The organism is Pseudoclavibacter sp. RFBA6, assembly GCF_002931575.1.
GTDB classification, from domain to species: Bacteria; Actinomycetota; Actinomycetes; order Actinomycetales; family Microbacteriaceae; genus Pseudoclavibacter; species Pseudoclavibacter terrae.
Genome location: NZ_PSUA01000003.1, coordinates 362,806 through 381,161 on the forward strand (window position 1 = coordinate 362,806; position 18,356 = coordinate 381,161).

General features: G+C 68.1%; 18 protein-coding genes. 11 read left to right on the forward strand and 7 right to left on the reverse strand.

The window, feature by feature from the left end; all coding sequences use genetic code 11:
• Positions 1 to 75: 75 nt before the first annotated feature.
• Both C5C17_RS02255 and C5C17_RS02260 read left to right on the forward strand, forming a co-directional pair.
• Positions 76 to 1,305 (forward strand): hypothetical protein, encoded by a 1,230-nt coding sequence (locus C5C17_RS02255; protein WP_146079050.1) that lies wholly within the window; start codon positions 76 to 78, stop codon positions 1,303 to 1,305.
• Between the two features lie 80 nt (positions 1,306 to 1,385).
• Positions 1,386 to 2,696 carry a UDP-glucose/GDP-mannose dehydrogenase family protein gene (locus C5C17_RS02260; protein ID WP_104251731.1) on the forward strand — a complete coding sequence of 437 codons (1,311 nt, stop codon included), beginning with the start codon at positions 1,386 to 1,388 and terminating at the stop codon, positions 2,694 to 2,696.
• 23 nt (positions 2,697 to 2,719) lie between these two features.
• Here the strand turns inward: C5C17_RS02260 and C5C17_RS02265 are convergent, their stop codons facing one another.
• On the reverse strand, positions 2,720 to 3,292 hold the full coding sequence (locus tag C5C17_RS02265; protein ID WP_104251732.1) for a hypothetical protein: 573 nt from the start codon (positions 3,290 to 3,292) through the stop codon (positions 2,720 to 2,722).
• A 246-nt stretch (positions 3,293 to 3,538) separates the two neighbouring features.
• Here C5C17_RS02265 and C5C17_RS02270 point away from each other — a divergent pair, with 246 nt between their 5' ends.
• The 4 genes from C5C17_RS02270 to C5C17_RS02285 all read left to right on the forward strand — a co-directional run bounded on the left by C5C17_RS02270 (position 3,539) and on the right by C5C17_RS02285 (position 7,282).
• Positions 3,539 to 4,456, forward strand: a complete 918-nt coding sequence (locus C5C17_RS02270) for a UTP--glucose-1-phosphate uridylyltransferase (protein ID WP_104251733.1) — start codon at positions 3,539 to 3,541, stop codon at positions 4,454 to 4,456.
• A 345-nt stretch (positions 4,457 to 4,801) separates the two neighbouring features.
• Positions 4,802 to 6,109, forward strand: a complete 1,308-nt coding sequence (locus C5C17_RS02275; protein WP_258065818.1) for a phosphatase PAP2 family protein — start codon at positions 4,802 to 4,804, stop codon at positions 6,107 to 6,109.
• Between the two features lie 228 nt (positions 6,110 to 6,337).
• Entirely contained in the window at positions 6,338 to 6,724 is a 387-nt protein-coding gene (locus C5C17_RS02280) for a VOC family protein (RefSeq protein WP_104251734.1), read from the forward strand.
• 3 nt (positions 6,725 to 6,727) lie between these two features.
• The gene (locus C5C17_RS02285; RefSeq protein ID WP_104251735.1) at positions 6,728 to 7,282 is read left to right on the forward strand and encodes a DUF3995 domain-containing protein; all 555 of its coding nucleotides are present in this window, start codon (positions 6,728 to 6,730) and stop codon (positions 7,280 to 7,282) included.
• Between the two features lie 187 nt (positions 7,283 to 7,469).
• Here C5C17_RS02285 and C5C17_RS02290 read toward each other — a convergent pair whose 3' ends face one another.
• The 6 genes from C5C17_RS02290 to C5C17_RS02315 form a co-directional block, all read right to left on the reverse strand.
• Positions 7,470 to 7,814: a hypothetical protein gene (locus C5C17_RS02290; protein ID WP_104251736.1), complete on the reverse strand. Its 345-nt coding sequence runs from the start codon at positions 7,812 to 7,814 to the stop codon at positions 7,470 to 7,472.
• Positions 7,815 to 8,158: 344 nt separating this feature from the next.
• Positions 8,159 to 8,932 carry an IclR family transcriptional regulator gene (locus C5C17_RS02295; protein ID WP_181028444.1) on the reverse strand — a complete coding sequence of 258 codons (774 nt, stop codon included), beginning with the start codon at positions 8,930 to 8,932 and terminating at the stop codon, positions 8,159 to 8,161.
• A gap of 26 nt (positions 8,933 to 8,958) precedes the next feature.
• Positions 8,959 to 9,792, reverse strand: a complete 834-nt coding sequence (kduI, locus tag C5C17_RS02300; RefSeq protein WP_104251738.1) for a 5-dehydro-4-deoxy-D-glucuronate isomerase — start codon at positions 9,790 to 9,792, stop codon at positions 8,959 to 8,961.
• Between the two features lie 42 nt (positions 9,793 to 9,834).
• Positions 9,835 to 11,142, reverse strand: coding sequence for a TRAP transporter large permease (locus C5C17_RS02305; RefSeq protein WP_104251739.1), 1,308 nt, complete (start codon positions 11,140 to 11,142; stop codon positions 9,835 to 9,837).
• Entirely contained in the window at positions 11,139 to 11,666 is a 528-nt protein-coding gene (locus tag C5C17_RS02310; protein WP_104251740.1) for a TRAP transporter small permease, read from the reverse strand. Before C5C17_RS02310 ends, C5C17_RS02305 begins: the two co-directional genes overlap by 4 nt.
• Before the next feature lie 3 nt (positions 11,667 to 11,669).
• Positions 11,670 to 12,725: a TRAP transporter substrate-binding protein gene (locus C5C17_RS02315; RefSeq protein ID WP_104251741.1), complete on the reverse strand. Its 1,056-nt coding sequence runs from the start codon at positions 12,723 to 12,725 to the stop codon at positions 11,670 to 11,672.
• Between the two features lie 134 nt (positions 12,726 to 12,859).
• Between C5C17_RS02315 and C5C17_RS02320 the strand changes: the two genes are divergently transcribed.
• From C5C17_RS02320 to C5C17_RS02340, 5 genes are all read left to right on the forward strand, one after another.
• Positions 12,860 to 13,879: a zinc-binding dehydrogenase gene (locus C5C17_RS02320; RefSeq protein WP_104251742.1), complete on the forward strand. Its 1,020-nt coding sequence runs from the start codon at positions 12,860 to 12,862 to the stop codon at positions 13,877 to 13,879.
• Positions 13,880 to 13,881: 2 nt separating this feature from the next.
• Positions 13,882 to 14,631, forward strand: coding sequence for an SDR family oxidoreductase (locus C5C17_RS02325; protein WP_104251743.1), 750 nt, complete (start codon positions 13,882 to 13,884; stop codon positions 14,629 to 14,631).
• A complete protein-coding gene (locus C5C17_RS02330; protein WP_104251744.1) occupies positions 14,628 to 15,269 on the forward strand; it encodes a bifunctional 4-hydroxy-2-oxoglutarate aldolase/2-dehydro-3-deoxy-phosphogluconate aldolase in 642 nt (213 codons plus the stop codon). Before C5C17_RS02325 ends, C5C17_RS02330 begins: the two co-directional genes overlap by 4 nt.
• Positions 15,266 to 16,213, forward strand: coding sequence for a sugar kinase (locus tag C5C17_RS02335; RefSeq protein ID WP_219820451.1), 948 nt, complete (start codon positions 15,266 to 15,268; stop codon positions 16,211 to 16,213). Before C5C17_RS02330 ends, C5C17_RS02335 begins: the two co-directional genes overlap by 4 nt.
• 79 nt (positions 16,214 to 16,292) lie before the next feature.
• Positions 16,293 to 18,200, forward strand: coding sequence for a beta-galactosidase family protein (locus C5C17_RS02340; RefSeq protein ID WP_104251745.1), 1,908 nt, complete (start codon positions 16,293 to 16,295; stop codon positions 18,198 to 18,200).
• Positions 18,201 to 18,356: the final 156 nt, after the last annotated feature.

The window sequence follows — 18,356 nt, forward strand, 5'->3', positions numbered from 1 at the left end:
TCTATGGCGGACATCAGGACACCTCTCGCGACTCGTGCACGACCAAGTTCGCTCCGAGCGCGTCAGAGCGCGATCGTGCAGAGCGTCTTCCCTGCACACCCGCTGCCTCGGTTCCTGACCGCCGTGCTCTGCATCATGCTGATCGGCTCGGGTGTCATCAGCGCGTTCGTCCTCGGCCGCGGCGGCCCCCTGCCGGTGACCGAGATGCTCGACGCCTGGATAGGCCTCCTCGCCCTCTACCTGCTGTTCCGCACTCGGATCCACACCACGATCACGATCTTCCTGCTCCTCGGGTACGCGCTGACGCGCATCATCCCGGCACTCGCGACGGACGCGCCGCTCTACGACTTCACGCAGGCGTATCGCTGGGTGCTCTACCTCATCGTCCTCGCTCTCGCCGTCGGCAAGACTTGGGGCAGCGCCAAGCTCCTCATCGGCGCGACCTGGACTCTGCTGATCCTCGCGATCATCAAGGGAGCCCTCACTCAGCTCACGCTCGGCCTGCGCCCGGGGCTGCTGCTCGAGAACAACTTCGAGATCCCCCTTTTCGCAGGCCTCGTGGCGATCATCTACAGCCATCTGGGGCGAAGCAGGCTGCCCATCGTCCTCACGCTCGGCGTCTCGACCGTCATCGCCGGTTCGCGAAGCGGTGTGCTCGCCTTCGTGGTGCTCGCCATGTACGCGGTGACGCAGACCGACCGAGGCAACATCTTCGTGCGCTACCTCGCCCTGATCTCTTTGCCGGTAGCAGGATTCATCGCCTACGACCTCTTCCAGGACCGAGCAGCAAGCGAGAATCGACTCGATCGACTCAACTTCCTCGATGTGTTCTTCAGTGAGACGCGGGACTGGGGCATCGGGGAGTGGCTTGTCGGCACGACACCCATCACTCCGCTGAGCCCGGGCGGCTGCGAGGCGCTCAGCGGCTACGAGAATCTGTTCAGCTCGACCGGTGACGGCTCGTGCTACTCGGTGATCATGCATGCCTTCTTCATGCGCGTCGTGTTCGACGCCGGCATCGTCGGCCTCCTGATCTCCTTCGGCTTCATGTGGTATCTGATGCGGCGTTCGGCCGTACCGAGGCTCCTGGCCGCCGCGCTCCTCCTGATCGCAGCGATGAATTCGCTCTCCGTCTCCGGCCCCAACAACCCCTACGTGATCCTCCCCATCCTGCTCGCGGTCCTCGGCGCCCACAAGGTCGCCGAGAAGGCATCCGCTGAATCGGATGCACCGCCCCCGGTGAAGGGCGAGCTCCGTTCGAAGACGCGAAAGCCAGTCACGAGAGCTCTCCCCTTCAGCGGTTAGTTGGCACGAACCCACAGCTGACTGCCTGACCGACCTCGCAGAACCTCCCCGCCCATCCCAGAAAGACAAGGCTCCACGTAATGAAAATCTCAGTGATCGGATGCGGATACCTCGGGGCAGTGCATGCAGCTGCCATGGCGTCGATCGGGCACGACGTCATCGGAGTCGATGTCGATGTTCGCAAGGTCGAGGCACTCTCGAACGCGAAGGCGCCGTTCTTCGAACCGGGACTTCCCGAACTGCTCGCCGCCGGGGTCGCGAACGGCAACCTGCGCTTCACGACGGATATCTCCGAAGTCCAGGGGGCCCGGATCCACTTCATCGGAGTCGGCACCCCACAGCAGCGAGGCGGATATGCAGCCGACCTCACCTACGTGAACGCAGCGGTCGATGCGCTGGTTCCGTTCCTCAGCCCGGGGGACATCGTCGCGGGTAAGTCCACCGTCCCTGTCGGAACCGCCGAGCAGCTCGCCTCCCGCGTGTCCGCTGCTGGCGCGACCCTGGTCTGGAACCCCGAGTTCCTCCGCGAGGGGTGGGCGGTTCAGGACACCATCGATCCAGACCGCCTCGTCGTCGGCGTCCCCGCCGGTGCGGCAGGCGAGGACGCCGCGCAGGCGCTTCGCGAGCTCTACTACCCGGCTACTGACAAGGGCACGCCCTTCATCGTGACCGACTACGCCACGGCTGAGCTGGTCAAGGTCTCCGCGAACGCGTTCCTCGCCACCAAGATCTCCTTCATTAACGCGATGGCGGAGATCGCCGAGGTCACGGGCGCTGACGTCACGCAGCTCGCAGACGCCATCGGCCACGACGCGCGCATCGGTCGGAGGTTCCTCGGCGCCGGGATCGGGTTCGGCGGTGGTTGTCTGCCGAAGGACATCCGAGCGTTCGCGGCCCGCGCGGAGGAACTCGGCAAGGGCGAATCCGTCGGCTTCCTGAGGGAAGTCGATGCGATCAACCTCAGACGCCGTGAGCGCGCGGTCGAACTCGTCTCGCTTGCCCTGGACGGCAGTGTCTATGGCCGCAAGGTCACGGTCCTTGGCGCCGCCTTCAAGCCGCACAGCGACGACATTCGTGACTCGCCTGCCTTGGACGTCGCTGTCCGCCTGCACGGTCTCGGCGCCGTCGTGACGGTGACAGATCCCGAGGCCATCGAGAACGCCAGGAGAGCGCACCCGCAGCTCGGGTTCGAGGAGGATCGCGACACGGCACTTCGAGGTGCGGAAGCTGTGGTGGTCGTCACTGAGTGGGACGAGTATCGGAAGAATCTGGATCCCGTTGCCGCCGGCGAACTCGTCGACAAGCGGGTCGTCGTCGATGGACGCAACTGCCTCGACCCGACGCAGTGGCGAGCCGCCGGTTGGACGTACTTCGGCATGGGACGCCCGTAACCGCTGTCGGTCGCGGCTGACGCCTACGCGCAGCCGCGGCTGACAAGCGCCGCCTTGAGGAAGCCAGCCGTCTCGTAGGCGTACTCGTACGGAAGTTCGAGGGAGCTCAAGGGCGTCTCGTCGGAGAGCACTCGGGCGTGTCCGCTGAAGCAGCGGTCCGCGTAGAGCCGAGTCCGTTGCACGTGTGTCGTCTCCGTGACAACAAGAGCGGTGTTCCAGCCCTGTCCGGACGCGCTTCGCTCGAGCCAGCCGATCTCCCCCTGCGTCGTGAACGGCTCCGCCTGCTGGCAGTGGACGGTGAATGGCCTGGTCTTCGCGCAGAACTGCTCGATGAGCGGCGTACGACCTGGCCCGCTCACTGCCGCCGAGATCAGCAACGTGTCGCTGTAGCCCGCATCGATGAGGCGCTCGGCGAAGAGCAGCCGCGAATCGGATGCAGGTCCGAGCACGAGGATCACGTCGGCTCTGAACGGGGCTTCCCGCGTCGGGAAGAACACCGGGCCGATGGGCGCAAGGAGCACGCACGCGAATGCGATTGCGACGAGCGATCTGGCCCGAGACCAGAATCCTTCCGTGGATCCCTCCATGTCGTGCATCTGCGCCTCCTGCCAACACATCCGTGTATCAGCGGCGTACCCACTGCGCCGGTCGACGGCAGATGTGTGACTGCTTCGTCCGAACCGGTGCTTCGCGATGCGCGAGGCATGAATCGCGTACGACTCTAGTCGGGAGCCCCGGCAGATTCTTGTGGACCGACGCTGCCGTCGCGTCCACGCCTACACGAGGCGTCACTTGGCGGCGAGTGAAATATGCTGGATACCGGGTTCTAATACTCTTGTCTCATGCATGCACCCATCACCAAGGCCGTCATCCCAGCCGCCGGCCTCGGAACCAGATTCCTGCCTGCGACGAAGGCCATCCCGAAAGAGATGCTTCCTGTCGTCGATCGCCCCGCGATCCAGTACGTCGTGGAAGAGGCAGTCGAAGCTGGTCTCTCCGACGTGCTCATGATCACGGGACGCCACAAGGCATCGCTCGAGAACCACTTCGACCGCGTCGCCGAGCTGGAGTCGCTGCTCGCGGCGCGAGGCGAGCACGAGAAGCTGGCTCGAGTGAATGCAGCCACCAACCTCGCTGACGTCCACTACCTGCGCCAGGGCGACCCGCTCGGACTCGGCCATGCGGTGCTCCGCGCCAAGCAGCACATCGGTCACGAGCCCTTCGCGGTGCTCCTCGGCGACGACATCATGTCGTCGGGCGGCGACCTCTTGAAGCGCATGATCGAGGTCCACGAGCAGACCGGCGCGAGCGTCGTCGCTCTGCAGGAGATCGACCTGGACCAGATCTCCGCCTACGGCGTCGCCGCGTACGACACCAGCATCCCGCGTGAGCAGGGTGTTGTCGGTCCCGACACGATCCAGCTCACGGGGCTCGTCGAGAAGCCGGCCCGCGAGGATGCGCCGTCGAACCTCGCGGTCATCGGCCGCTATCTGCTTCGCCCCGAGGTGTTCGATGTTCTTGAGCGCACCGCACCCGGGCGCGGCGGCGAGATCCAGCTCACTGACGCACTCGAGGTCCTCGCCGGCGACCCTGAGGCGTTCGGGGGAATGGTCGGCGTCGTCTACGGCGGGCGCCGCTACGACACCGGCAACAAGCTTGAGTACATCAAGGCGACCGTCGAACTGGCAAGCCAGGACCCGAAGCTCGGCCCTGAGCTGCGGCCGTGGCTGCAGGGCTTCGCCGCACAGCTGGCCGACTGAGCCGACGCAGTGAAGGGACGGGACCCCGCGCACGCCGCGCCGGGTCCCGTTGTCGTTGCACACCCCAGTTCACTAGCCGTCCACCTAGGGGACACCGCTTGATTTCCCCGGGTCCCTACGCTCACAGGGTTCATCTCCCGACCGTTAGGCCGAACCCCACATGCGCATCACGACGTCTCGCCGACGCCTCGCCTCCACCTTCGCCGTCACGACCGGGCTGGGGGTGCTCCTCTCCGGCTTCGGCGCGGGAGCAGCATCCGCCGCACCGTTCACCGACGACCAACTGGCCTACGACTACCCGTCGAACGCCGAGTACGACTACGTGCCGATCATGGACCAGTTCTCGTGGCTCGTCACCGACCGCGCCGACATCATCGCGCTCAACGACAGCCAGACCGTCGACATCAACAACTCGGCCACCCCGAGCAGGTCGAGCGCGCGATCATCGACCAGTACGACGACATGTCCGTCTCCATGGCGGATGGTCTCGGCGAGAACCTCGGCGCGATCTACGCTGAAGCGCGCCTCGCGGGTGAACTCCCCAAGATCGACGCGCTCCTCGCGAAGAGCGGCGGCCTCGTCGGCTACTACTCGTCGTCGAACCCGTCGAAGAACTACTTCGACTACGACCGCCCCTACATCCGCTTCCCGGAGCTGCTCCAATACCGCGACAAGGAAGGCGGCGACGCCTGGAACTCCACCAGCGGCGCCTACCCGAGCGGCCACACCTCGCAGGCGTACTGGCAGGGCACCTCGCTGTCTATGATGCTGCCCGAGCTCGCCCCGCAGATCCTCGCCCGCACCTCTGAGGCCGGCAACAACCGCATCGTCATGGCCGCCCACTACCCGCTCGACGTCATGAGCGGACGCATGATGGGGCAGCACATCGTCGAACGTCGCATGAGCGACCCCGCGTTCCGCGAGCTGTTCGCTGAAGCCGAGACCGAACTGCGCGGTGTCCTCGAGGCCGGATGCGGTGCGGCACTCTCCGACTGCATCGCCGCCGACACCCCGTACCTGTCCGATGAGGACGCGCTCGCGCTCTACGAGCAGCGGATGTCGTACGAGTTCCCGCAGATCGCGCCCGCAGGCGACGCGGTGACGATCCCCGAGAACGCCGAGTCGCTGCTCATCACGAGCCACCCCGACCTCACACCCGAGCAGCGCCGTCAGGTGCTCGAGCTCACCGCCATCGACTCCGGATACCCCCTCGACGAAGGCACCGAAGGCAGCTGGCAGCGCCTCAACCTCGCCGCCGCCATGGCAGCTCAGGTCGAGGTCAACGCCGACGGAACGATCAGCCTCGTCGACGCAGGAGCCGAGCAGCCGGAGCCAACCACACCGGGAACCAACGAGCCAACCGTGACGCCCGCACCGACAGTCCAGCCGACACCGACACCGACACCGACAGTAGCGCCCACCGACCCGGAAGCGACCGCCACGGCAGCGCCCACCGCGTCCGCCACGACGGCACCCGTCCCCGCGACGACGCCGCCAGCAGCAGGAGGCGACACGGCAGGTGACGGGTCCGACGCGCTCGCAACCACCGGCGCTCAGCATGTCGGCACCGGCATCCTCGCCGCGATCGCCCTGCTCGTCACCGGGGCCACGGCACTCGTGCTGCGCAAGCGCACCGCGAAGGCGAACAGCTAGCAGACGACAGCCTGCACGAGACGAGGCCCGCAGCCCCCGCGCCCGAGCATCAACACGATGCCGGTGCGGCGGCATGCGGGCCTTGTCTGCGCTGTGCGGCGCGTGATCCGGTCTCGCAGGTCCGCGGCCTGCAGGCGCCAGGGCTCACAGGTGCCAGCCCCCACCGAACTCCCTCCACATCCACGCCCCGCTCTGGCCATCGCGGCTCTTGCGCGGTGAACTGGACTCATGGCAAAGACAACGCGCGTGATCAGCGTCTCGATCCCTGTCTCCGATGTGGATGCGGCGCTCGCCTTCTACACGGACGTGCTCGGCTGCGAGCTCGTCATGGACGTCGAAGCGTGGCCGGGCGCCCGCTACGTCGAGGTGCTCCCGCCCGGTTCCAGCGTGGGCATCGTGCTGCTGCCGCACGACAGTGAGATCCCGATCGCCGTGCGCCTCGGCACCACCGACGCGGAGGAGGCGCACGACCGCATCAGGGCGAGCGGCGTCGAACTCCACAACGACGAAGTGCTGCGCTGGGAGGGCGTCGAGCCGATGTTCTCGTTCACAGACCCAGACGGCAACGGGCTCGTCTACCTCGAGGACCCGGGCGACCAGACGCCGGGGGAGTAGGGGATGGGCGACGGCACGAGCAGCGATCGAGCAGCGAGAACATCCCGAAGCCCCCGCATCTCCAGCACCCGCCGCACCGCGCGCAGCCTCGTGCTCGTCGCCGCCGCGATCGGCCTCGTGCACGCCGCCTTCAGCGCCTACTGGGCGTTCGGTGGCACCTGGCTGCTGTCGACCATCGGGGCGATCGCCGTCGAGTTCTCGAGGCGCGAACCGCTTGAGTCGGGCCTCATGCTCGGCGCGGTCGCGCTCGTAAAGGCCCTCGCCGCGCTCATCCCCGTCGCCGTCGACGCGCAGCGGATGCCGTGGCCGAGAGCCTGGCGTGTCATCTGCTGGGTGGGCGGCCCCGGCATCGTGCTCTACGGGCTCGTCAACAGCGTCGTGAGCAGCGCGGTGCTGCTCGGCATCCTCGTGCCAGAAGGCGGCTACGACCGCGACGCCATGGTCGGCCACGCGCTCCTCTGGGACCCGCTCTTCCTGTCCTGGGGCCTCGCCCTCACCGGCTGGCTCTGGCTCACCCGCGCAGCGACCCTCAGCGCATCTGGTCTCTCAGCGCAGTAGCTGTCCAACTTCAGTGCGAAAGCGGCCAGTTAGAGCCGATGGATCGTTTCAGACGCCCGTATTGCACTCAAGTTGGACGGCGAAGTCGCCAGGATCGTGTCGCTCGGAGACGGAAACCGTGCCGGCTTCATGATTGCTGCGCCCACTCGCAGTACCGACATCCGGCAACGGCGAGCGGGTCCGCAGATCAGTCGTTGATCGAAGCCAGATAGGTGCGCAGATTCGCGACCACGGACTCCAGGTCGGAGCCGGTCGCCTGTGCCAGCTGTGACGCGAGCCAAGCCTGATTGATCATGGATGCGCCGAACACGTGCGAGTCGTCGATCTCACGTTCGGACTCGGTCGCGGGTTCGGTGAAGGGCTCGAGGGCGATGCTGTACGCGCGCTCGTTGACCTCGGGGTCCGAGGTCGCCTGATGGGCGATGAGCGCATCCAGGAACACGTTCGCGGCGCGGACGGCCTCGACGGGAACGGTGGAGGTTCGCTCCGCGCTCTCGTCGCCACTGTGCTGACGGCTGGGGATATCGCTCACTTCGGTGTTCCTTTGCGGTTGGCTGCGTAGCTGGCTCGGGGGGCATTCGAGGCTAGTCCTTGCACGCCAATTCGCCGGAGCACTGCGCAAAATCCACGTGGAAACCGCAAGATTCACCCGCGGCATCGATGCGCTGGCAGAGAGCCGGCGACGAGCGGCGTTCAATACCGGAGTGCCAGCAGCGTCTCTGACCAACTTCAGTGCGAAAGTGACCCGGGACGTGAAGTGGGTCGTTTCAAACGCTGATTCTGCACTGCAGTTGGTCAGAGGAGTCGCGAGAGGCACCGCGAGGAGGCGAACAGGAATCACCGCCGTGTCGCCGTGACGGCTCGGGCCGGCGACGACTACGCGGGCGGCGCCCCGAGCTGACGTGAGATGCGGTCGGCCGCGGCGATCGCGGCGGGGGCGAGTTCCTCGATGGTGTGCCCGGGGTACTCGAGCTCGATCGACGACACGGAGAGGCCGTGGGTGACGGCGCCCGTGTGGTCGCGGATGGGTGCTGACACGCACACGGTGCCGCTCTCGTTCTCGCCGAGGTCTGTTGCGTAGCCGCGAGCCCGCACTCGGGCGAGCTCTTCGTGCAGGGCGTCGAGGTCGGTGATCGTGAGGTCGGTGCGTCGGGGGAGACCCACGCGCTCGGCGAGTGCGTCGACCCGTTCGGGCGCCCAGTCGGCGAGCACGACCTTGCCCATGCCTGAGCTGTGCATGGGCACGGCGAGGCCGACGCGGGATCGCATGCGGTACGGCTTGGCGGCGTCTCGGCGGATGACGTAGACCATCTCCGAGTCGGTCGCGACGCCGACGTGGATGGTGCAGTCGACCTCGGCCGCGAGCTGCTCCACGAGGGGGGCGGCGACGCTGGAGATGTCAACGCTCGCGAGTGCCCGGCCGGACAGCGCGAGCAGGGTCGGGCCGGCCCGGTATCCCTGCTCGGCGCTGCCGCCGAGGTACTCCTGCGCGACGAGGGTGGCGAGGATGCGGTGCACGGTCGCTTTGGCGAGCCCTGCCTCCGCGACGATGTCCGTGAACCGCGGGTGCGCGAGGGCCGCCGCGAGCACGCGCAGCGTCTTCTCGCTTGCCCCTGCGGATGGTGCAGGGGAGCGGTCCACGTCGTCCATGATGACCATCCTCGTCGTCTCCGTCATCACCGCATGTCGGTGATCGGCACAGAGTCCATGTCGTCGAACGACTGGTTCTCGCCGGCCATCGCCCACACGAACGAGTAGCTTGAGGATCCTACTCCGGAGTGCAAGGACCAGCTCGGGGAGAGCACGACGTCGCCGTTCGCGACCATGAGGTGGCGGGTTTCCTTGGGGTCGCCCATGAGGTGCACGACGCGCTGGTCGTCGTCGAGGTCGAAGTAGTGGTACACCTCGGTGCGGCGGTCGTGGGTGTGCGCTGGCATGGTGTTCCACATGCTGCCGGCGTGCAGGCTGGTGACGCCCATGACGATCTGGCAGCTCTTGACGCCGTTCTCGTGGATGCACTGGCGCAGCGTGCGGCGGTTGGAGGTGACCTGGTCGCCGAGTTCGCGGATCGTGCCCTCTTCCGGGGTGACGAGGGTGTTCGGGTAGGCGGTGTGCGCGGGTGCGCTGAAGCCGTAGAACTTGGCGGGGTCGGTGGCGTCGGCGCTTTCGAAGGTCACGTCGACGGTGCCGCGGCCGAGGTACAGGACGGCGGTCTTGGCGAGCTCGTAGCGCTCTCCGTCGGCGACGATGGTGCCCGTGCCGCCGGTGTTGACGAAGCCGATCTCGCGGCGGTCGAGGAAGTTGTCGCTGCGCAGTTCGTCGACGGTCTCGAGCTTGAGGGGCGCGTCGACGGGGACGGCGCCGACGGTGACGACGCGGTCGAAGTGCGTCGACACGATGCGCACCTCACCGGGGGTGAGGAGCTGCTCGACGAGGTAGCGGTCGCGGAGCCCCTGCTGGTCGAGGGTGGGGATGTCTTCCGGGCGGCCCGGACGGTACTGGTGAGACAAGGGGATGCCTTTCGTTTGCGGTTGAGGTCAGGGGCGGTCGGGTCAGACCAGGCCGAAGAGGCCCGGCAGCCAGAGCGAGAGCTGCGGCACGAACACGACCAGGAACAGGACGACGATGAGCGCGAGGAGGAACGGGAGGAGGCGCATGATGACCGGTTCGAGCCTCACCCCCGCGACTTGCGCTCCGACGAACAGCACCGGCGCCGATGGCGGCGAGATCACACCGATCGACAGGTTCATGACCATCATGATGCCGAAGTGCACGGGGTCGACGCCGTAGGAGATCGCGATGGGCAGGAAGATCGGCGTGAAGATCAGGATGGCGGGGGTCGGGTCGAGCGGGATGCCGATGATGATCAGCACGATCATCATGATGAGCAGCACGACGACCTTGGAGTCCGTCCAGCCGAAGAGCGTGTCGGCGAGCAGCTGCGGCAGGCGCGCGTAGGTCATGACGAACGCCATGATCGAGGACACTGCGATCAGGAAGATCACGATGGAGCTGGTTCGCGCGGACTCGAAGAGGAGGCGCGGCAGGTCCTTCACGGACACCGTCCGGTAGACGAACGACAGCAGCAGGGCGTAGACGACGGCTACTGCCGAGCCCTCGGTCGGGGTGAAGAACCCGGCGACGATGCCGCCGATCGCGACGACGATGAGGCCGAGCGCGGGGAGCGCCTTCAGGAAGGTGCTGACGATGACGCCGAACGCTGGCAGCGGCTTGCCGCGCAGCTCCGGGTGCTTGCGGGCGTAGAAGAAGACGACCACGGCGCAGGCGAGTGCCCAAAGGGCGCCCGGGATGTACCCGGCGACGAACAGGGCGCCGACCGACGTTCCACCCGCGGCGAGCGAGTAGATGATGAGCGTGTTGCTCGGCGGGATGATCATGCCGGCGGGGGCCGAGGCGACGTTCACGGCGGTGGAGAACGCGGGGTCGTAGCCGTCCTTCTTCTGCATGGGCGCCATGGTGGCGCCGACTGCGGAGGCCGTGGCGACGGCGGATCCGGAGACGGTGCCGAAGATCGCGTTCGCGATGACGTTGGTCTGCGCGAGCGGCGCGGGCATCCGCCCGACGAGCACTCGGGCGAGATTGATGAGCCGTTCCGCTATGCCGCCGTTGTTCATGATGACGCCGGCGAGGACGAAGAACGGGATCGCGAGCAGGGCGAACGAGTTGGCGCCGCGGAACATCTGCTGCGCGCTGGTGATTGCTCCGTTGTCGAAGCCGAGGATGAGGAGCATGCAGATCGCCGAGGGGAGTCCGATGCTGATGGAGATGGGGGCACCGAGCGCGAGCAGCAGGACGAGCCCGCCGACGAGGATCAGTGCGATGAGACCTGGCTCGATCATATGGATGCGGCCTCCGGGTCCTCGTGCCCACGCGACCTGACGGAGTAGCCGGGGGAGAGCGTGCGTGAGATGTGCAGGACGATGTAGAGCGAGAAGAGGATGCCCGCGATGGGCAGGGCCAGGTAGAGCTGGCCCTGCGTCACCGGGAGGATGGGGTTGGACTGCCCCCAGGCGAGGATCGCCTGCTTGCCGCCGCCGTAGACGAGGGCGTAGAGGACGAACGCGAGGGTCGCGAGGTAGGCGACGATGTCGGCTCCGCGCTGGAGCTGCCTCGGCAGGCGCTCGACGAGGAAGTCCATGACGACGTCAGCCTTCTGGCCGACGACAACGGCGATGCCGATGAAGCTGACCCACACGAAGGTGAAGCGTGCGGCTTCCTCGGTCCACGCGCTGGGCGCGTTCAGCACGAGTCTGGTGAAGACCTGCCACACCACGAGCAGCAGCAGCACGCCGAAGAGTGCGATGACCAGTGCTTTCAGGATGCGTCCGAACCACAGCTCGACTGCGGCGGCGGCTTGCTTCACGAGCTAGCTCCTCGCTGCTTCGATGGCGTCGTAGATGGCCTGCGTGCGCTCGTTCGTGACGCGCTCCTCGTGGAGCGGGAGGGTCGCTTCGCGGAACGTCTCGACGTCGACCTCGTTGAACGTGGCGCCGGCTTCTTCGGCCTCGCCCTTGGCGGCGTCGACTGCCTCGGCGAAGAGCTCGAGTTCACGGTCGGAGCTGGCTGCGAGCAGGTCCGTCATCGTGGCCTGCACGTCGGGCTCGATGCCGTCCCACACCGTGGTGCCCGCGATGAGGTAGTCGGGCATCATGAGGTGCTGCGTCTGCGAGTAGAACGGCGCGATCTCGTCGTGCGAGAGGCTCGAGTAGATGAGCTCGTTGTTCTCGGCGCCGTCGAGCACGCCCGACTGGATGGCCGTGAAGACCTCGCCCTGGGCCATCGGCGTGCCGACGCCGCCCATGAGCTCCATCATCTTGACGTTCGTGTCGGAGCCGATGACGCGGATCTTCTGTCCGGCTAGGTCGGCGGGCGTCTCGACGGCGCCCTTGCTGGAGTACACGTTGCGCACGCCGCCGTGGAACGCGGACAGCACCTTGATGCTGTCGTCTTCGACTGCGCCGTAGAGGTCGCCCATGATGGCGTCGTCGTTGAGCACCTGCATCTGGTGCTCTGGCGAGTCGTAGAGGTAGGGGAGGTTCACGACGGAGAAGTCGGGCTCGAAGTTCTCGAGCAGCGAGCCTGCGATCATCGCGAAGTCGATGGTGCCCGACTGCACCTGCTCGATCGTGGATGCCTGGTCGCCCAGCACCTCGTCGGTGTAGAGGTCGAGCGAGAAGCGGCCGTCGGTAGCCTCGTACAGCTCGTCGGAGAACTCGAGCAGCGCCTGTGCCTGCGGGTGCTCGACGCTCTGGTTGAAGGCGACTCGGAATGCCTTCTCGCTGCCCATGAGCTCGCCGACTCCCGGTTCCGCTCCGCCTTCAGCGCCGCCGCCTGCGCCGCTGCCAGAGCATGCGCTGAGAGCCAGTCCTGCGATTGCGACGCCTGCGACGGCGCCGATCTTGCTGATCTTGCTGATCCGCATGGTTCCTCCTCGTTGAGTACTGGCGGCGCTTGCCTTCGCGCTCGCCACGACCGCTATAGTAGCCAGATGAAACCGAGTTCCGCCAGTCGGACCTCGCAACGGAAACAAGTTTCACCGAGCAAGGGAGCACGGGAGTGAGAGCAGCGCAGTACAGCGGAGAGCACCGCATCGTCGTCAACGAGGTCCAGGCGCCAGCGCCGGCCAGCGGCGAAGTCCAGATCCGAGTCGCCTACACGGGCATCTGCGGCACCGACCTCCACGTCCTCCACGGGTCGATGGATGCGCGCGTCGACGTCCCGCAGGCCATCGGCCACGAGATGAGCGGCACCGTCGAGTCCGTCGGCGACGGCGTCACCGCGTTCGCCGCGGGAGACAAGGTCACCGTCATGCCCCTCGACTGGTGCGGCACCTGCCCCGCCTGCAAGGCAGGCAACTCGCACATCTGCCAGAACCTGAACTTCGTCGGCATCGACTCGCCCGGCTCGCTGCAGGAGCTGTGGAACGTGCGCGAGGACCTCGTCGTCCCGCTGCCCGCATCCCTCTCCCTCGAGCACGCCGCACTCGTCGAGCCGCTCGCCGTCGCCTGCCACGACGTGTCGCGCTCGCGGCTCACCGAAGGCGAGACCGCCGTCGTCATCGGCGGCGGCCCCATCGGCCAGCTCATCGCGCTCGTCGCCGCCGCCACCGGCGCGACCGTCTACGTCATCGAGCCCAACCCCGAGCGTCGCGCGCTCGCCGAGCGCCTCGGCGCCCGCACCATCGACCCGACCACGAGCGACGCGGTCGCGATCATCGAGGAAGCGACCGGCTCGGCTGGCGCCGACGTCGTCTTCGAGGTCGCCGGCGTCGCCGTCACCGCCCTCACCGCCGTCGACTACGCGAAGGTCCGCGGACGCGTCGTCCTCGTCGCCATCCACCCCAACCCGGTGCCCATCAACCTCCACCGCGTCTTCTGGCGCGAGCTGGAGCTGCTCGGCGCCCGCGTCTACGTGCGTGCCGACTTCGAGCGAGCCATCGAGCTGCTCGCATCGGGTGCCGTCCCCGCCGACGACCTCATCACGAGCGTCGTCGGACTCAGCGAGACCCAGTCGGCGTTCGACCAGCTGTCCGGCGCCGCCGCCATGAAGATCCTCGTCAACGTCCAGGAAGGCTAACCATGACCAGCTTCGACCTCACCGGAAAGACCGCCGTCGTCACAGGAGCGCGCCGCGGCATCGGCCTCGGCATCGCCACGGCCCTCGCCGAAGCCGGCGCAGACATCATCGCCGCATCCTCGCAGCAGGAAGCCGACGGCGGCGAGGTCGGCTCACGCGTCCGCGCCCTCGGCCGCAGCTTCGAAGGCCACGGCGTCGACTTCACCGACCGCGTCGCCGTCGAGCAGTTCGGCGACGCCGTCAAGCACGCCGACATCCTCGTCAACAACGCCGGAACCATCCGCCGCGCCCCAGCAGCAGAGCACTCGCTCGACTGGTGGGACGAGGTCATCCAGGTCAACCTCTCCAGCCAGTTCGTGCTCAGCCAGATCGTCGGCGGCGCGATGGTGGAGCGCGGCGAGGGGCGCATCATCTTCACCGCGAGCCTCCTCAGCTTCCAGGGCGGCATCAACGTGCCCGGGTACACCGCATCGAAGTCGGCCGTCGCCGGCCTCGTCCACGCACTCAGCAACGAGTGGGCGGCGCGCGGCGTGACCGTCAACGCCATCGCCCCCGGCTACATCGCCACCGACAACACGGAGGCGCTGCGCGAAGACAGCGACCGCTCGCGCTCCATCCTCGAGCGCATCCCGGCCGGACGCTGGGGCGAGGCCGACGACCTCGGCGGTGCCGCCGTGTTCCTCGCGAGCCCCGCCGCCGCCTATGTCACGGGCATCGTCCTGCCCGTCGACGGAGGGTGGCTCGCCCGATGAGCTCGCTCTTCGAGGGGCACCCCATCGTTCCCCTCTCCACCCCGAGCACCATCGCGCAGGCGGAAGCGCTCGCCGACGGGCTCGTCGCCGGCGGCATCGGCATCGTCGAGATCGCCCTCCGCGGCGACGGCGCGCTCGCCGCGATGCGCCACATCGCCGGCCGCCCCGACCTCGTCGTGGGAGCCGGCACGGTCCTCGACGTCGAGCAGGCGCAGCAGGCACTGGATGCGGGTGCCCAGTTCCTCGTATCGCCCGGCCTGTCCGCCGATGTCGTCCGCGCCGGACAGCGCGCGGGAGTGCCCGTCCTCCCCGGCACCCTCACGCCCAGCGACATCACGGCAGCGCGAGACCTGGGGCTCACCCAGCTCAAGCTGTTCCCCGCAGGCAACTTCGGCGGGCTCGCCCTGCTCGGCACCTACGCATCCGTGTTCCGCGGCATCACGTTCATGCCGAGCGGCGGCATCACACCCGCCAACCTCGCCGAGCACCTCGAGCATCCAGCCGTCTTCGCCGTCAGCGGCAGCTGGCTCGGCGGCGCGAAGCTCCTCGACGCGGGAGCCGACGCCGTCGCAGGCGCTGCACGCGAAGCCTCACAGATCGCCGCCACGGTGCTGCAGGCCAAGGCGGCCGCCGCGTGAGCGGGATCGTCACCATCGGCGAGGCGCTCGGGCTCGTGCTCGCGCGCCGCGCCGGCGGCTTCGACCTGCAGTCCGAAGCCGAGATGAGCTTCGGCGGCGCCGAGAGCAACGTCGCGATCGCCGCAGCCCGCCTCGGCAGCGAGGTCGCCTGGATCGGACGGCTCGGCGACGACGCCATCGGCAACCGCATCCGTCGCACCCTCAGGGCCGAGCAGGTGCAGCTGCACGCCAGCATCGACGCAGATGCTCCCACCGCGCTCATGGTCAAGGACCGGCCGCGCCCGGGGCACAGCCGCGTCACCTACTACCGGCACGGGTTCGCGGGCAGCCGCATCACCCCGGCCGACGTGCCGAGCGACGTGGTCGCCAGCGCCGACGTGCTGCACGTCACCGGCATCAGCCTCGCCCTCAGCGACAGCTCGGCCGAGACGATCTTGAACGCCGTCCGGCTCGCCCGCGAGCGCGGCGTGACGGTGTCGTTCGACGTGAACCACCGCAGCAAGCTCTGGTCCGCCGAGACCGCGGCGCCCCGCTACCGGGAGCTCGTCGCGCTCAGCGACATCGTCTTCGCCGGCGACGACGAGGCCGCCATGATCGTCGGCGAATCCTCGCCCCTCGAGCAGGCCCGCGCCCTGCAGGCCCTCGGGCCGACGCAGGTGCTCATCAAGCGCGGCGAGCACGGCGCATCCGGCGTCCACGGCGAGCTCGAGCTCGAGGTCCCCGCCTACCGCGTCGACGTCGTCGACACCGTCGGAGCCGGCGACGCGTTCGCCGCCGGCTACCTCGTCGAACTCACCCGCGGCGGCACCCTCGAGCAGCGGATGCTCACCGCCGCCGCCTGCGGAGCCTGCGCGTGCCGCGCCGACGGCGACTGGGAATCGCAGCCCAGCTGGGGCGACGTGCGCGGCCTCGTCGAAGGCTCCGGCGACGCCGTCCTCCGCTGAACCGCGGCCCGCCAGCCCGCCAGCGCCTCACCGAAACCGAACCCCTGCCGACGCAGACAGAAGACTGGAACACGCCCATATGACCTTCGAGATCGGCGACGAGCACTTCCTCCTCGACGGCGAGCCGCACCGCGTGCTCTCCGGGGCCCTGCACTACTTCCGCGTGCATCCCGAGCAGTGGGCCGACCGCATCCACAAGGCGAAGCTCATGGGGCTCAACACCATCGAGACGTACGTGGCGTGGAACGCGCACGAGCCCCGCAAGGGGGAATGGGACGCGACGGGCTGGAACGACCTCGGACGCTTCCTCGACCTCGTCGCCGCCGAAGGCATGCACGCCATCGTGCGTCCCGGCCCGTACATCTGCGCCGAATGGCACAACGGCGGCCTGCCGACGTGGCTGACGGCGATGCCCGGCATCGGGCTGCGCCGATCGGAGCCCACGTACCTGGCCGAGGTCGAGACGTACCTGCGGCGCGTCTACGACATCGTCGTGCCGCGGCAGATCGACCTGGGCGGACCCGTCGTGCTCGTGCAGATCGAGAACGAGTACGGCGCCTACGGCAACGACACCGCCTACCTCGAGCGGCTCGTCGAGGTCACGCGCGAGGCGGGCATCACCGTGCCGCTCACGACGATCGACCAGCCCACTGACCAGATGCTGAGCGACGGCAGCGTCGCAGGCGCGCACCTCACCGGCTCGTTCGGGTCACGCGCCGACGCGCGCCTCGCCACCCTGCGACGCCACCAGCCCACCGGCCCGCTCATGTGCGCCGAGTTCTGGGACGGCTGGTTCGACTGGTGGGGCGCCTTCCACCACACGACGAGCGTCGAGGATGCGGCGCGCGAACTCGACGCGCTCCTCGCCGCCGGCGCCTCCGTCAACTTCTACATGGTCCACGGCGGCACCAACTACGGGCTCACCAACGGCGCCAACCACAAGGGCCGCTACCTGCCCATCGCCACGTCCTACGACTACGACGCCCCACTCGATGAAGCCGGCAACCCGACGCCCAAGTTCTTCGCCTTCAAGGACGTCATCGCGAAATACGCGGACGTGCCCGCCGAATCGCCCGCCGCCGGCGGGCCTGCACCCGAGCTCACGGTTCCGCTCTCCATCGTTGCCGCGGACGCGTGGCTGCCGACCGTCGCGGACGCCCGCGTCGGCTCGCCCGGTTCGGCCGCATCGGCTGACACCGCTCGCTCGGCTGGTTCGGCCGGTTCGGCCGCATCGGCTGACGCGACTCGCTCGGCCGGGATTCCTGCCTCGCCTGCGACGTACGCCGTGCCACCGACCTTCGACGCGCTGCAGCACCTCAGCGCGCTCGTGAGCTACGAAGTCGAGCTGCCCGACGCATCCTCGCCTCGCCTCCTCGAGTTCGAGGAAGTGCGCGACCACGCATGGGTCTCGGTCGACGGCATCCCAGTCGGCACGCTCTCGCGTACCCTCCACGAGACCGCGATCGTCGTCCCGCCAGGGCAGCGACTGCGCGTGCTCGTCGAAGAGCAGGGACGCGTGAACTACGCCGAGCGCATCGGCGAGGAGAAGGGCATCATCGGCGCGCCCCTCCTCGACGGGGTACCGCTCGAAGGATGGACGGCGACACCCATCGACGTCGCCGAAGCCGGGCTAGCGATCGCCGCGGCTGGGGACAGCATCGCCGAGGGGTTCGCCGGCGCCCCCGCGTCCGCACCCCTGCATCACGGCGGAACGCCACTCGGGATCACGGGTCTCCGCGGTGAGTTCGTACTCGATGAACCAACGGACCTCTACCTGGACACTTCGAGGTGGGGCAAGGGCTATGCGCTCGTCAACGGCTTCCTCCTCGGCCGCTATTGGCGGAGCGGGCCGCAGCAGACGCTGTACGTGCCAGGCTCCGTCCTCAGATCCGGCACGAACACGATCTCGGTCATCGAGCTCGAGGTGGCGGTGTCTCCCGTCGCCCGGTTCGTCGCGCAAGCCGCCCTCGGCCCCCTCGAGGAGTAGCCACCCCGCGCCGCGGTCATCGCCAGCGGCAAGACGCCGGAGGCCCGTGTCCTGCTGGCCGCCCGCGCCGAGATCACGGCGGGCGACGCCGCGGCGTCGGCCGCCGTGATCTCGGCGAGGGCGTCCAGCAGGACACGCGCATCCGGCGTCTTGCCG